Source organism: Novosphingobium sp. AAP1 (assembly GCF_001295765.1).
In the GTDB taxonomy this organism is placed as follows: Bacteria; Pseudomonadota; Alphaproteobacteria; order Sphingomonadales; family Sphingomonadaceae; genus Novosphingobium; species Novosphingobium capsulatum.
Map to the genome: position 1 here is coordinate 27540 of NZ_LJHO01000019.1, position 12651 is coordinate 40190.

Consider the following 12651-nt stretch of genomic DNA (forward strand, 5'->3'; position numbering starts at 1 on the left):
ACCCTTCATGCCGGGTGGCCATGGCGCGGGGCACACGGTATAAGCCGGCAGCATGAGCGAGATCCGTCCCTGGCGCACCATCGTGCGCCGCAAGAGCCGCCAGATCATGGTGGGCAGCGTGCCGGTCGGGGGCGATGCCCCTATCACCGTCCAGACCATGACCAACACGCCCACGGAAGATGCCGTGGCGACGATAGACCAGATCCGCCGCTGCGAGGATGCCGGGGCGGACCTGATCCGCGTGTCCTGCCCCGACGTGGCGAGCACGGCGGCGCTGGGCAAGATCGTGAAGGCATCGCGCATTCCGATCATCGCCGACATCCATTTCCACTACAAGCGCGCGCTCGAAGCGGCTGACGCGGGCGCTGCCTGCCTGCGCATCAACCCCGGCAACATCGGCTCGGCCGATCGCGTGGCCGAAGTGGTGCGCGCGGCCAAGGCCAATGGCTGTGCGATCCGCATCGGCGTCAATGGTGGCAGCCTGGAACGGCACCTGCTGGAAAAGTATGGCGAGCCGTGCCCGGAAGCGCTGGTCGAATCCGCGCTTGATCACATCAAGCTGCTGCAAGACCACGACTTCCACGAATACAAGGTGGCGGTGAAGGCCTCTGACGTGTTCCTGGCGGTATCGGCCTATATGGGCCTGGCTGAAGCGGTCGATTGCCCGCTGCACCTGGGGATCACCGAGGCCGGCGGCTTGATCGGCGGCACGGTCAAATCGGCGATCGGCATCGGCAACCTGCTGTGGGCCGGGATCGGCGATACCTTGCGCGTTTCGCTGTCGGCCGAGCCGGAAGAGGAAGTGCGCGTCGGCTTTGAAATCCTCAAGAGCCTGGGCCTGCGCACACGCGGCGTGCGCGTGGTGTCGTGCCCCAGCTGCGCGCGCCAGGGCTTTGACGTGATCCGCACGGTCGAGGCGCTGGAAGCCCGGCTGCAGCACATCAAGACGCCGATCTCGCTCTCGGTGCTGGGCTGCGTGGTCAATGGTCCGGGCGAAGCGCGCGAAACCGATATCGGCCTGACCGGCGGCGGCAATGGCAAGCACATGGTCTATCTCTCGGGCGTGACCGATCACACCGTGCAGTCCGAAGAGATGCTCGATCATATCGTCGCCCTGGTCGAGGCCAAGGCGGCCGAGATGGAAGCGGCGGCCGATGCGGCTGCGGCCAAAGTGGGCGAGCCGGCAGAGTGAAGCCGGCCATGGTGCTGCTGGCCGCGCCGCTGATCATCGCGGCCGCGCCGGCCTTGGCGCAGGACGCGTTTCAGGCCGGCCTGGCGCGGTTCGAGCAGGGCGATGCCAGTCTGGATGCACGCGCGCTGCGCTGGCAGAACCGTGCCCGTCTGGGGGGCACCGTGCCCGAATGGGACCAGGCGCAATCGGCCTGGGCCACGATCGAGCGTGATCCCGCGCGCAGCCTGGCCATGGCGCAGGCGCAACGCGCGATCGATCCGCTCAATCTCAATGCGCTCTATCTGGAAGAACAGGCTCTGCCGCGCCTGGGCCGCGCGGATGAAGCGCGGCTGCGCCATGCGCAGATCCTCATCCTGCTGCGCGGCATCACCGGCGGCCAGGACGGCGCAACGCGCGAGCGCGCTTGGAACGTGGTGAGCGCGGCGGAAAAGGACACCGCGCTGGCCCTGCTGGGCTTTACCGTGACGGGCGAGGAAACGCGGCGCGACGGCGGCCATGCTTATGCGGTGATAACGGCCACGCCGCCGATGGGCGGGCAGGCGATGACGATCTGGATCGGCGTCGATGCCCTGGTGCCGGCGCCATGACGATCGCGGTGCGCCCGGCCACGCGCGCTGATCTGCCACTGGTGGCGCAGCTGATCCGCGATCTGGCTGCCTATGAAAAGCTCTCGCACGCGGTGCGCTTTGACGAAGCCACGCTGGGCGAGCATCTGTTCGGCCCGCGCCCGATGGCCGAAGTGCTGGTGGCCGAGCAGGACGGCGTGGGGCAGGGCTTTGCCTTGTTCTTTCACAACTTTTCCACGTTCGAAGGCAAGCCGGGAATTTATCTGGAAGACCTTTACGTGCGGCCCGAGGCGCGCGGTGCCGGCTTGGGCAAGGCCCTGCTCCAGGCGCTTGCCGGCCTGGCCATCGCGCGCGGCTGTGCGCGGCTGGAATGGTCGGTGCTCGATTGGAATGCGCCGTCGATCGCGTTCTACCGGTCACTGGGCGCACGCATGATGGACGAATGGCGGATCATGCGGGTAGATAGTGCTGCGTTGCAGCAACTGGGGACTGTGAGCCAAGGTTGATCCGTGGTAACCTTGTTCAGCTTTTACCCATGAAAACCATGGCATGATCGGAATATGAAGCAGCATCTGGCAGACAAGACCGGCGCCGCAGCCGGCGGCGTGCATGCCGAAGGCACGTCACGGCGCGGCCTGCTGCGCGGCATGGTGGCCGCCGGTGGTGCGCTTGCCGGCGCTGCCAGCGCACCGCGCGTGTTTGCCCAGGCCTGGTCGATGCCGCAGCAGCATCGCCGCGTGCTGGATGTGGCGGCCCAGCAGCGCGATCGCGTGGCCAATCTCTTGTGGCACACCGATGTGGTCGGCATTGCCGATTTCTCGCTGCCCTCTTCACTGCCGCGCTTCCACTTTGCTGATCTGCAGGCTGGCCGCGTCGATTCGATCCTGGTCGCCCATGGCCGTGGCTCTGATCCCGAGCACGATGGCTTTCTCAAGTTCTTCTCGAACCAGATCAACAGCCTGGCGACCTCGCGCGGGGCATTCGTGACCAACGAGTGGTATCGCGGCAAATACGGCAGCTCGATCCGGTTGACGGGGGTCGATCCCGATAACAACATGGCGCAGGACCGTGCCATCGTCGTCCACCCGGCGTGGTATGCCAACCCGGACATGCTGGCCAAATGGGGCAAGCTCGGGCGCAGCGATGGCTGCTTTGCCATGCCCGAGGCCGATTTTACGCAAGCGCTGTGGCGTCTCGCCGCAGGCCGGCTGATCTATGCCGATCGCCTGGGCCTGGCCTGAGGCGGCCCGACACTCCGTTCAGAAGTCGATCGCAATCCCGTTCTTTTCCCAATCGCCATAGCGGGTTGGGTCAAGGCCGTCAGGGTCTTGCGTCGGCTCGGCAACGCGCGGGGGCGGGGCCGGCGCATCGGTCCAGTGGGCGGGCTTGGCAAAGGGCGCGGGGCGCTGCGTCGCGCGCTGCCGGTTGGCGGGAAGCGGCTTGTCCATGCCAAGGCCATGCGCCTTTGCGCCCCCGCGCGCAATTGCCAAATGGGGCATAAGGCGCGATAGGCGCGGGGATGGCCCCTAACCGACAAACCGATGAGACCCCCGGCGTGCCCGCACGCCGCGCCGCGCTGCGCCTGCTTGATGCCGTGTTGCGCCGTGGCGACCCGCTCGACCAGGCCGCGCCCCCTGTGCTGCGCGCGATCGAGCGTGGCGATGACCGCGCGCTGGCCATGGCCATCGTGCAAGAGGCGCTGCGCTGGCTGCCCGATCTCGATGCCCTGATCGACAGCGCAACGCAGACTGTGCTGCCCGACGATGCCAAGGCACGCGCGGTGCTGCAACTGATGCTGGCGCAGGCGCTGCGCCTGGGCCTGCCGCCGCATGCGGTGATCGCCACGGGCCTGCCGCTGCTGATGGGCGGTCCGCGCCGCTTGGCCCATGGGGTGTTTTCCGCGCTGCTCAAGCGTGGGGCGGCGCTGCCTGATGCGCCCACCCTGCCGCCGGCCGTGGCCGCGCGCTGGGATCAGGCCTGGCCCGGCCGTACCGCCGCGATCGCCGCCGGCATCGCCACGCCGCCGCCGCTCGATCTCAGCCTGCGCGACGCAGGCGAAACCGCGCGTTGGGTGGAGGAGCTGGGCGGGCTGTCGCTGTTGCCCGGCCATGTTCGCCTGCCGCGCGGCCAGGCGGTGGAGAGCCTGCCCGGTTTTGCCGAGGGCGCGTGGTGGGTGCAGGACCTGGCGGCGAGCCTGCCGGCGCGCCTGCTCGGCGCAGGCGAGGGGCGGCGCGTGCTCGATCTCTGTGCCGCGCCTGGCGGCAAGACCATGCAACTGGCCGCCGCCGGCTGGACCGTCACCGCGCTCGACAAGTCGGCGCGCCGGCTGGAGCGGCTGTCGGCCAACCTGGCGCGCACCAGCTTGACGGCCACGGTGGTGCTGGCCGATGCGCTGAAATGGCAGCCCGATGAACCGTTCGATGCCGTGCTGCTCGATGCGCCGTGCAGCGCCACGGGCACCTGCCGCCGCCATCCCGATGTGCTGCATCGCCTGGCCGCGATGGACGAATTGACCGCGTTGCAGGCGCAGATGCTGGCTCGCAGCGCTGCCTGGCTGCGGCCGGGCGGCACGCTGGTCTATGCCACCTGCTCGCTCGAACCGGCCGAGGGCGAGGCGCAGGCTGCCGCCTTTGCCGGTCTCGATCCGGCGCCGATCCAGGATGGCGAATTGCCTGCGGGTATCGCGCCCACGCCGCAGGGATGGCTGCGCAGCGACCCCGGTATGCTGGCGAGCGAAGGCGGGATCGACGGGTTCTTTGCCGCGCGGTGGCGCCAGGGGTGACGCAAATGGCCGGCAATTCATTTTGCCGGCGCGATTTTTGTGGCTAAGCCGGCGCCATGTCTGCCGGCCATCACCACGATCACCACCACGCCCATGCTCATGACCACGGGCATGACCATGGCCACCACCACGGCCCGGGGCACAGCCACGCACCGGCCAGTTTCGGCCGCGCCTTTGCCTTGGGGATTGCGCTCAACACCGCGTTCGTGGTGGTCGAGGGTGGCTATGGCATCGGCAGCGGGTCGATGGCGCTGGTCGCCGATGCCGGGCACAACCTGTCCGACGTGCTCAGCCTGTTCATGGCCTGGGGCGCCAGCGTGCTGTCGGCGCGGCCGCCGCAGGGCCGCTTCACCTATGGCTTCAAGTCCAGCTCGATCCTGGCCGCGCTCGGCAACGCCGCGCTGCTGCTGGTGGCGCTGGGCGCGATCTTGGTGGAAAGCGTGCGCCGCCTGATGGAGCCAGAGGCGGTGTCGCCCGGCCCGGTGATGATCGTCGCGGCGATCGGCATCGTCATCAACACGTTCACCGCCCTGCTGTTCATGCGCGGCAGCAAGCACGATATCAACTTGCGCGGCGCCTATCTGCACATGGCCGCCGATGCGGCGGTTTCAGCAGGCGTCGTGCTCGCCGGCCTCGCCATGGCGATGACCGGGTGGACCTGGATCGACCCGCTGACCAGCCTGGTCATCGTGGTGGTGATTGCCGTGGGCACCTGGGGCCTGGCGCGCGACTCGCTCAAGCTGGGGCTTCAGGCTGTGCCGCCGGGGATCGATCCGAACAAGGTCAGTGCCGCGCTGGCCGCCATGCCGGGCGTGGCGCGGGTGCACGATCTGCATATCTGGCCGATGAGCACCACCGAAACCGCGCTCACCGCGCACCTGATCATGCCGCAGGGCCACCCGGGCGACGGGTTCCTGGCGCATGTGGCCCACGATCTGGAGCATGATTTCGGCATCGGCCACACCACGATACAGGTGGAAACCGACGATTGCGGCGGTTGCTCGCTGGAGGTTTAAGCGATTTGCCCGCCAGATGATCCGCTCTGAGGCGGGGCGAGATCGGTGGTGCGCTGCATCTGGCGCGATGACGGCAGCCAAGGTGCAAGTTATCAAGCTGGACCCCGGATCAAGTCCGGGGTGACGATGAGTTTTTACTTCATCTATATTTTGTCGTCACCCCGGACTTGATCCGGGGTCCAGCTGTTCTGCTTGCGCAAAATGCGCGAACGTACGCAAACGGGCGATTTTTTGTTCGCGCAGAGGCGCTGAGGCGCAGAGATTCCATTCTCTCTGCGCCTCAGCGCCTCTGCGCGAAACATCTTCCTAAGGCGTCGCTGATGCCGCGTCGGCCGGTACGGTGGCATCGACCAGCGGCGGCGGGGCCGGGCGGCTGTCGAGCATGGTGGCGGCTTCATCGAGCGCGCGGGCTTCGCCGCGGGTCACGCCGCCGGGGCCGGGGTCGCTGTCTTGCTGGCAGGCCGCCAGCGGCAGCATGAGGGCAAGGGCCAGAAATGCGCGCATGGTCAGATCAGGGGCAGGCTGGCGCGAAGGGTGCGAGGCACCGCTTCGCGCCGTTGGCCTGTTACATCTTGGGGTTGCTGTTGGCGCCACCGTTCGCGCTGGCATCGCCAGCTTCGGCTGCTGCTGCGGCAGCCTTGGCAGCATCGGCTGCGGCGGCGGCATTGTCGGCGGCGCTGCGGGCGGCGTCTTCGGCGGTTTGCGCGGCCGCGCTGGGATCGGCGGCGGGGGCATCGACCGGGGCCGGGGCGGCAGCCGAGACATCGGTTGCGGGCAGTTCGTCAGCCGGCATTTCCACGTTGTCGGGCGAGGCTTCCGTCGAGGCATCGTCCGAGCGGCCGCAGGCGGAGAGCGACAGCGCGGCGGCAACCAGGGCAGCGCCAGCAATGGCCGTCGGGAAGAGCTTCTTCATCGTGGGGGCTTCCTTGTTCGTTCCTGTCGGCGCATGGCCGAACCTTGCCCTATGGGTATTACCGGCGCGCCAGTGTCAAGCCAATGGCAAACTTGGCTGGGCATCCTTGGTGGATCAGCGCCGTTCGTAAGGCTTGCTTACGGATATAAAGAACTCTTTATATGGATTGACCGATATAAAGGTTGCTTTATATGCCACTGCTCATGAACCTGCTCGAATCCTTGCGCGCCCTGGCCGATCCCACGCGCCTGCGTATCATGCGCCTCCTGGCCAGCATGGAGCTGGCCGTGGGTGAGCTTGCGCAGGTACTGGGGCAAAGCCAGCCGCGCGTCTCGCGCCATGTGAAGATCCTGTGCGATGCTGGCCTGGCCGAACGGCGGCGCGAGGGTGGCTGGGTGTTCCTGCGCGCGGCGATTGCCGAGGAAACCGCGCGGCGCGGGGCGCCCTCCGCGCTCGGCACGGCGCTGGCCCGCGTGCTTGCCGCGGCCGAGGCTGAGGACGCTGATTTCGCCCGCGAAGTGCGCGAGGATCGCCAGCATCTCGACGCGATCCGCGCCACGCGCGAGGCAAGCGCGGCCGAATACTTTGCCCGCCACGCCGCCGATTGGGACCAGTTGCGCAGCCTGCACATTGCCGATGGCCCGGTGGAAGCCGCGCTGATCGGCTTGCTCGATGCAGCCGGTGCGGGTCAGCCGCTCGGCCACCTGCTCGACGTTGGTACCGGCACCGGTCGCATGGCGCAATTGCTCGCCCCGCGTGCCAGCCATGTCACTGCGCTCGACAAGAGCCCGGAAATGCTGCGCTTGGCGCGCACGCGGCTGCAGGGCCTGCCGGCCGGGCAGGTCGATCTGGTGCAGGGGGATTTCCTGTCGCTGCCGTTCGCCGATGGCGGGTTTGACACGGTGCTGTTCCACCAGGTGCTGCACTATGCCCTGGCGCCCGAGGCCGTACTGGCCGAGGCCGCGCGCGTTACCGCCCCGGGCGGGCGCATTGCCGTGGTCGATTTCGCCGCGCACGATCGCGAGGAATTGCGCCTGGCCCATGCCCACGCCCGCCTGGGCTTTTCCGATGCGCAGATGGCCAAGCTGCTGGGCGATGCAGGGTTTACCCCGCTCGCCGAACAGGCGCTGGCCGGGCACGAACTGATCGTCAAGCTGTGGACCGCCCGGCGCCGCGATCCCGCTGCTGCTGCCGCGTCCCCCGCTTCCGCCTTTACCAAGAGCTGAGACCCATGACCCGCTACGACCAGCTGCGCGAGGCGCGCACCGCGCTCGATACCCCGCTCTTCGCCGGCCTGCCCGGCGATATCCGGGTGAGCTTCGAATTCTTTCCGCCCAAGACCGATGCGCTGATGGCGCAGCTGTGGGACGTGGTGCAGACCCTGGCGCCGCTGCAGCCCGAATTCGTCTCGGTGACGTATGGCGCCGGCGGCTCCACCCGCGATCGCACGCATGACACGGTTGCGCGCATCATCCGCGAGGCGCGCCTGCCGGCCGCCGCGCATCTCACCTGCGTCGATGCCAGCAAGGCCGAAATCCGCGCCGTGGCCGAAGGATACTGGGAAGCGGGCGTGCGCCACATCGTCGCCCTGCGTGGTGACATGGGCGCGCCCGGCGTGCCGTTTACCCCGCACCCCGATGGCTATGCCAATGCCGCCGAACTGGTGGCCGGGCTCAAGGCGATTGCCCCGTTTGATATTTCGGTCGCGGCCTATCCCGAAAGCCACCCGGATTCGCCCAGCCAGGAAGCAGACATCGACAATCTCAAGCGGAAGCTTGATGCCGGTGCGAGCCGCGCGATCAGCCAGTTCTTCTTCGAGCCGGAAACCTTCTTCCGTTTCCAGGACAAGCTGGCTGCGGCCGGGATCGATGCGCCGGTGCTGCCGGGCATTCTGCCGGTGTCCAACTTTGCCCAGACGCGCAAGTTTGCCGCTGCCTGTGGCGCGGCACTGCCAGCCTGGATGGAAAGCCTGTTTGCCGGGCTCGACACGCACCCGGCCTCGCGCCAGTTGGTGGCGGCCACGGTTTCGGCCGAGTTCTGCCGCCGCCTCTACGCCGGCGGTGTGCGTGATTTCCACTTCTACACGCTCAACCGTGCCGAGCTGAGCTATGCCATCTGCCATCTGCTGGGCCGCCGCCCGCACGGCGCCGCCGGCCTGGAGAATGCCGCATGACCGATCTTGCCCCCAGCCAGGCGCGCGCCGCGCTGCTCGATCAGGCGCGCCAGCGTATCCTGATCACCGATGGTGCTTTTGGCACCGAGATCCAGAACCGCAAGCTGACCGAGGCGGATTATGCTGGCAGCCTGGGCCTCACCCACGACCAGAAGGGCAACAACGATATCCTGGCGCTGACGCGGCCAGACGTGCCCGAGGCGATCCACCGCGCCTATTTCGAGGCGGGCGCCGACATTGCCGAAACCAACACCTTTTCGGCCAACCGCATCAGCCAGGCCGATTATGGCGCTGAACACCTCGTGCGCGAGATCAACCTGCAATCGGCCGCCCTGGCCCGCCGCGTTGCCGATGAATTTGCCGCGCGCGATGGCCGCCCGCGCTTCGTCGCCGGCGCCATCGGCCCGACCAACAAGACGCTGTCGCTCTCGCCCGATGTCAACGATCCGGGTTATCGCGAAATCGACTGGGATTTCCTGGTGGAGGTCTATCGCGAGCAGGCCGAGGCACTGGTGGAAGGCGGCGCCGATTTCATCCTGGTCGAAACCGTGTTCGACACGCTCAACTGCAAGGCCGCGATCATGGCGGTCAAGCAACTGGAGCGGCAACTGGGGCGCGAAGTGCCGATCATGCTGTCGATGACCCTGACCGACCTTTCGGGTCGCAACCTGTCGGGCCACACAGTGGAAGCGTTCTGGTATGCCGTGCGCCACGCCCGCCCGGTGACCGTGGGACTCAACTGCTCGTTCGGCGCCACCCAGTTGCGCCCGCATGTGAAGGCGCTGGCGGAAGCCGCCGACACGCTGATCATGATCTACCCCAACGCCGGCCTGCCCAACGAACTGGGCCAGTATGACGAAGAGCCCGAGACGACCGCTGGCCTCGTCGGCGAATGGGCCGTGGCCGGCCAGGTCAACGTGCTGGGTGGCTGCTGCGGTTCCACGCCCGCGCATATCGCCGCCATGGCGCGAAAGGTCAGCGGCCTTGCGCCGCGCAGCCTAGCCCAGCCCGAACCGCTCACCCGCCTTGCCGGCCTCGAACCGTTTGTGATGATCAAGTGATGACCGAACAGAATACCACCGGGATGACCAATTCCGGCTCGCGTTTCGTCAATGTGGGCGAGCGCACCAATGTCACCGGCTCGGCCGCGTTCAAGAAGCTGATCCTGGCGGGCGACTATGCCAAGGCGGTGGAAGTCGCGCGCCAGCAGGTGGAAAACGGCGCGCAGATCATCGACGTCAACATGGACGAGGGCCTGCTCGACGCGGTCGAGGCCATGACCACCTACCTCAAGCTGATCGCGGCAGAGCCGGACATCGCGCGGGTGCCGGTGATGATCGACAGCTCCAAGTGGGAGGTGATCGAGGCCGGCCTGAAATGTGTTTCGGGCAAGCCGATCGTCAATTCGATCTCGATGAAGGAAGGCGAAGACGCGTTCCTGCACCATGCCCGCCTGTGCATGGATTATGGCGCCGCCGTTGTCGTCATGGCCTTTGACGAAAAGGGCCAGGCCGACACGCGCGAGCGCAAGGTGGAAATCTGCTGCCGCGCCTATGACCTCTTGATGGGTATCGGTTTTCCGCCCGAAGACGTGATCTTCGATCCCAACGTCTTTGCCGTGGCCACCGGCATCGAGGAGCACGACCGCTACGCCCTCGATTTCATCGAGGCGACGCGCGAGATCAAGGAACGCTGCCCGCACGTGCATATCTCGGGCGGCCTGTCCAACCTCTCGTTCAGCTTCCGCGGCAACGAGACGGTGCGCCGCGCCATGCACTCGGTGTTCCTCTACCACGCCATTCCCGCCGGCATGGACATGGCCATCGTCAATGCCGGGCAACTCGACATCTACGACCAGATCGACCCGGTCTTGCGCGATGCCTGCGAAGACGTGCTGCTGATGCGCCACCCTGACGCGACCGAGCGCCTCATCGCGCTGGCCGAAAGCTTCAAGGGCAAGGACAAGGCCGCCGAAAAGGCTGCCGAGGAATGGCGCGGCTGGGACGTGGTGCGGCGCCTGGAACATGCCCTGGTCAAGGGCATGGATCAGTACATCGTGGAAGACACCGAAGAAGCCCGCGCCGCGATTGCCGCACGCGGCGGGCGCCCGATCGAAGTGATCGAAGGCCCGCTGATGGAGGGCATGAACACGGTGGGCGACCTGTTCGGCTCGGGTAAGATGTTCCTGCCGCAGGTGGTGAAATCGGCCCGCGTGATGAAGAAGGCCGTGGCCCACCTGATCCCCTATATCGAGGCGGAAAAGCAGGCCGGTGCGCGCCCCAAGGGCCGCATCGTGATGGCCACGGTCAAGGGCGACGTGCACGATATCGGCAAGAACATCGTCGGAGTCGTGCTGCAGTGCAATGGCTATGAAGTGATTGACCTCGGCGTCATGGTGCCGTGGTCCAAGATCCTCGACACCGCGCGCGAGCAGGATGCCGATATCATCGGCCTGTCCGGCCTGATCACCCCCTCGCTCGACGAGATGGTGACCGTGGCCGAGGAAATGCAGCGCGCCGGGATGACCATTCCGCTGCTGATCGGCGGCGCCACCACCAGCAAGGTGCATACCGCGCTGCGCATCGATCCGGCCTATGACGGCCCGGTGGTTCACGTGCTCGACGCCAGCCGCGCCGTGGGCGTGGCCAGCCAGCTCTTGTCCGATACCCAGGCCGAAGGCTTCATTGCGGCCACGGCCGACGAATACCAGCACGTGCGCGATGCCCGTGCGGGCAAGGGTGGATCGAAGCTGCTCAGCCTCGAAGACGCGCGCGCCAATGGCTTTGTCGCCGAATTCGCGCACAAGCCGGCGCCGCCGGCGCAGCCTGGGCTGCACGTGTTCCCCGAATGGGATCTGGCCGATCTGGTCGAATGCTTTGACTGGACGCCGTTCTTCCGCGCCTGGGAACTGGCCGGCACCTATCCGGCGATCCTCGACGATGCCGTGGTGGGCGAAAGCGCGCGCAGTCTCTATGCCGATGCCCGCGCCATGCTCGACAAGATCGTTGCCGAAAAGTGGCTGACGGCCAAGGGCGTCTGCGGTTTCTGGCCAGCGGCGCGCCATGGCGACGATGTCGTGCTGCATCCCGACGATGACGAGCAGATGGTGCGCCTGCCGTTCCTGCGCCAGCAGTTTGCCAAGAGCCGGGGCCGCGCCAACTTCAGCCTGGCCGATTTCATCGATCCGGCGGGTGACTGGCTGGGCGGCTTTGCCGTGGGCATCCATGGGATCGAGCCGCACCTGGCGCGCTTCCAGGCCGGGCATGATGACTATTCCGACATCCTGCTCAAGGCGCTGGCCGATCGCTTTGCCGAGGCCTTTGCCGAACGCCTGCACAGCCACGTCCGCACCACCCTGTGGGGCTATGCACCGGGCGAGCAACTGACCAACGAGGCGCTGATCCGCGAGGAATATCGCGGCATCCGCCCCGCGCCCGGCTATCCGGCGTGCCCCGACCATAGCCTCAAGCCGATCCTGTTCGACCTGCTCGATGCGCCGGGCAATGCCGGGATCGTTCTTACGGAAAGCCAGGCCATGCTGCCCACGGCGGCGGTCTCGGGCTTCTATTTCGCCCACCCGGACAGCCAGTATTTCGGCGTGGCCACCATCGGCCGCGATCAACTGGCCGATTATGCCGCGCGGCGCAGGGTGGATCTGGCTGTGGCCGAACGCTGGCTGCGCCCCAACCTGGATTGATATTGCATTTACGGAGGGGGCAATGTCGGCGTTAATGCTACTGATCGGTCTGATTATAGGATTTTTTCCGTCATTCGCGATTGGGTATCTAGGTTGGAGCTGGTTTTTAATACCCGTAAACGCCATAGTAATGATAATATTTTCCAAACCAATTAGTATTTATAATAACGTAAGAATTGGTGTGGTGCGGGGCCAATTATTTCATGGTTTGCTGATGTATATATTGATACCGTCTGCCATCCAGTGTGCTGTTTTGACATTGATATTTGGATTTGGGCGTTGGGTCGCAGGGTAGACTTGGCTACGGCGGAG

General features: G+C 66.5%; 13 protein-coding genes. 10 read left to right on the forward strand and 3 right to left on the reverse strand.

Annotated elements, in window-relative coordinates; all coding sequences use genetic code 11:
- Positions 1 to 52: 52 nt before the first annotated feature.
- The 4 genes from ispG to IP65_RS19250 are packed head-to-tail and all read left to right on the forward strand — an operon-like array spanning position 53 to position 2999.
- Positions 53 to 1192, forward strand: coding sequence for a flavodoxin-dependent (E)-4-hydroxy-3-methylbut-2-enyl-diphosphate synthase (gene ispG / locus IP65_RS19235; RefSeq protein WP_022678145.1), 1140 nt, complete (start codon positions 53 to 55; stop codon positions 1190 to 1192).
- The gene (locus IP65_RS19240) at positions 1189 to 1779 is read left to right on the forward strand and encodes a hypothetical protein (RefSeq protein WP_022678146.1); all 591 of its coding nucleotides are present in this window, start codon (positions 1189 to 1191) and stop codon (positions 1777 to 1779) included. The genes ispG and IP65_RS19240 overlap by 4 nt, the downstream gene beginning before the upstream one ends.
- Positions 1776 to 2264 (forward strand): GNAT family N-acetyltransferase, encoded by a 489-nt coding sequence (locus IP65_RS19245; RefSeq protein ID WP_022678147.1) that lies wholly within the window; start codon positions 1776 to 1778, stop codon positions 2262 to 2264. Before IP65_RS19240 ends, IP65_RS19245 begins: the two co-directional genes overlap by 4 nt.
- Before the next feature lie 54 nt (positions 2265 to 2318).
- Entirely contained in the window at positions 2319 to 2999 is a 681-nt protein-coding gene (locus IP65_RS19250) for a murein L,D-transpeptidase catalytic domain-containing protein (RefSeq protein WP_231627807.1), read from the forward strand.
- Positions 3000 to 3017: 18 nt separating this feature from the next.
- On the opposite strand, the gene IP65_RS19255 is transcribed toward IP65_RS19250, so the two are convergent.
- Complete coding sequence (locus IP65_RS19255) at positions 3018 to 3206, reverse strand: DUF1674 domain-containing protein (RefSeq protein ID WP_028658353.1); 189 nt, start codon at positions 3204 to 3206, stop codon at positions 3018 to 3020.
- Between the two features lie 71 nt (positions 3207 to 3277).
- Between IP65_RS19255 and IP65_RS19260 the strand changes: the two genes are divergently transcribed.
- Together IP65_RS19260 and IP65_RS19265 are read left to right on the forward strand one after the other, a co-directional pair.
- Positions 3278 to 4540 (forward strand): RsmB/NOP family class I SAM-dependent RNA methyltransferase, encoded by a 1263-nt coding sequence (locus tag IP65_RS19260; protein WP_054132700.1) that lies wholly within the window; start codon positions 3278 to 3280, stop codon positions 4538 to 4540.
- Between the two features lie 56 nt (positions 4541 to 4596).
- Complete coding sequence (locus tag IP65_RS19265; RefSeq protein ID WP_054132701.1) at positions 4597 to 5556, forward strand: cation diffusion facilitator family transporter; 960 nt, start codon at positions 4597 to 4599, stop codon at positions 5554 to 5556.
- Between the two features lie 306 nt (positions 5557 to 5862).
- Here IP65_RS19265 and IP65_RS19270 read toward each other — a convergent pair whose 3' ends face one another.
- Together IP65_RS19270 and IP65_RS19275 are read right to left on the reverse strand one after the other, a co-directional pair.
- Positions 5863 to 6060, reverse strand: coding sequence for a hypothetical protein (locus tag IP65_RS19270; protein ID WP_054132702.1), 198 nt, complete (start codon positions 6058 to 6060; stop codon positions 5863 to 5865).
- Positions 6061 to 6121: 61 nt separating this feature from the next.
- Entirely contained in the window at positions 6122 to 6469 is a 348-nt protein-coding gene (locus tag IP65_RS19275) for a hypothetical protein (RefSeq protein WP_054132703.1), read from the reverse strand.
- A gap of 191 nt (positions 6470 to 6660) precedes the next feature.
- Here IP65_RS19275 and IP65_RS19280 point away from each other — a divergent pair, with 191 nt between their 5' ends.
- From IP65_RS19280 to metH, 4 genes are read left to right on the forward strand one after another with little or no spacing between them, the layout of a single operon-like run.
- Positions 6661 to 7695 (forward strand): metalloregulator ArsR/SmtB family transcription factor, encoded by a 1035-nt coding sequence (locus tag IP65_RS19280; protein WP_054132704.1) that lies wholly within the window; start codon positions 6661 to 6663, stop codon positions 7693 to 7695.
- A 5-nt stretch (positions 7696 to 7700) separates the two neighbouring features.
- Positions 7701 to 8642: a methylenetetrahydrofolate reductase [NAD(P)H] gene (gene metF, locus IP65_RS19285; protein WP_054132705.1), complete on the forward strand. Its 942-nt coding sequence runs from the start codon at positions 7701 to 7703 to the stop codon at positions 8640 to 8642.
- Positions 8639 to 9703: a homocysteine S-methyltransferase family protein gene (locus tag IP65_RS19290; protein WP_054132706.1), complete on the forward strand. Its 1065-nt coding sequence runs from the start codon at positions 8639 to 8641 to the stop codon at positions 9701 to 9703. The genes metF and IP65_RS19290 overlap by 4 nt, the downstream gene beginning before the upstream one ends.
- The gene (metH, locus tag IP65_RS19295) at positions 9703 to 12339 is read left to right on the forward strand and encodes a methionine synthase (protein WP_369801317.1); all 2637 of its coding nucleotides are present in this window, start codon (positions 9703 to 9705) and stop codon (positions 12337 to 12339) included. The genes IP65_RS19290 and metH overlap by 1 nt, the downstream gene beginning before the upstream one ends.
- Positions 12340 to 12651 lie beyond the last annotated feature (312 nt).

What these genes read in the sequence shown, in the direction of transcription:
- ispG (WP_022678145.1), top strand. Translation starts at nt 53, where the DNA reads ATGAGCGAGATCCGTCCCTGGCGCACCATCGTGCGCCGCAAGAGCCGC.
- IP65_RS19245 (WP_022678147.1), top strand. Translation starts at nt 1,776, where the DNA reads ATGACGATCGCGGTGCGCCCGGCCACGCGCGCTGATCTGCCACTGGTG.
- IP65_RS19250 (WP_231627807.1), top strand. Translation starts at nt 2,319, where the DNA reads ATGAAGCAGCATCTGGCAGACAAGACCGGCGCCGCAGCCGGCGGCGTG.
- IP65_RS19255 (WP_028658353.1), bottom strand. Translation starts at nt 3,206, where the DNA reads ATGGACAAGCCGCTTCCCGCCAACCGGCAGCGCGCGACGCAGCGCCCC.
- IP65_RS19260 (WP_054132700.1), top strand. Translation starts at nt 3,278, where the DNA reads ATGGCCCCTAACCGACAAACCGATGAGACCCCCGGCGTGCCCGCACGC.
- IP65_RS19265 (WP_054132701.1), top strand. Translation starts at nt 4,597, where the DNA reads ATGTCTGCCGGCCATCACCACGATCACCACCACGCCCATGCTCATGAC.
- IP65_RS19270 (WP_054132702.1), bottom strand. Translation starts at nt 6,060, where the DNA reads ATGCGCGCATTTCTGGCCCTTGCCCTCATGCTGCCGCTGGCGGCCTGC.
- IP65_RS19275 (WP_054132703.1), bottom strand. Translation starts at nt 6,469, where the DNA reads ATGAAGAAGCTCTTCCCGACGGCCATTGCTGGCGCTGCCCTGGTTGCC.
- IP65_RS19280 (WP_054132704.1), top strand. Translation starts at nt 6,661, where the DNA reads ATGCCACTGCTCATGAACCTGCTCGAATCCTTGCGCGCCCTGGCCGAT.
- metF (WP_054132705.1), top strand. Translation starts at nt 7,701, where the DNA reads ATGACCCGCTACGACCAGCTGCGCGAGGCGCGCACCGCGCTCGATACC.
- IP65_RS19290 (WP_054132706.1), top strand. Translation starts at nt 8,639, where the DNA reads ATGACCGATCTTGCCCCCAGCCAGGCGCGCGCCGCGCTGCTCGATCAG.
- metH (WP_369801317.1), top strand. Translation starts at nt 9,703, where the DNA reads ATGACCGAACAGAATACCACCGGGATGACCAATTCCGGCTCGCGTTTC.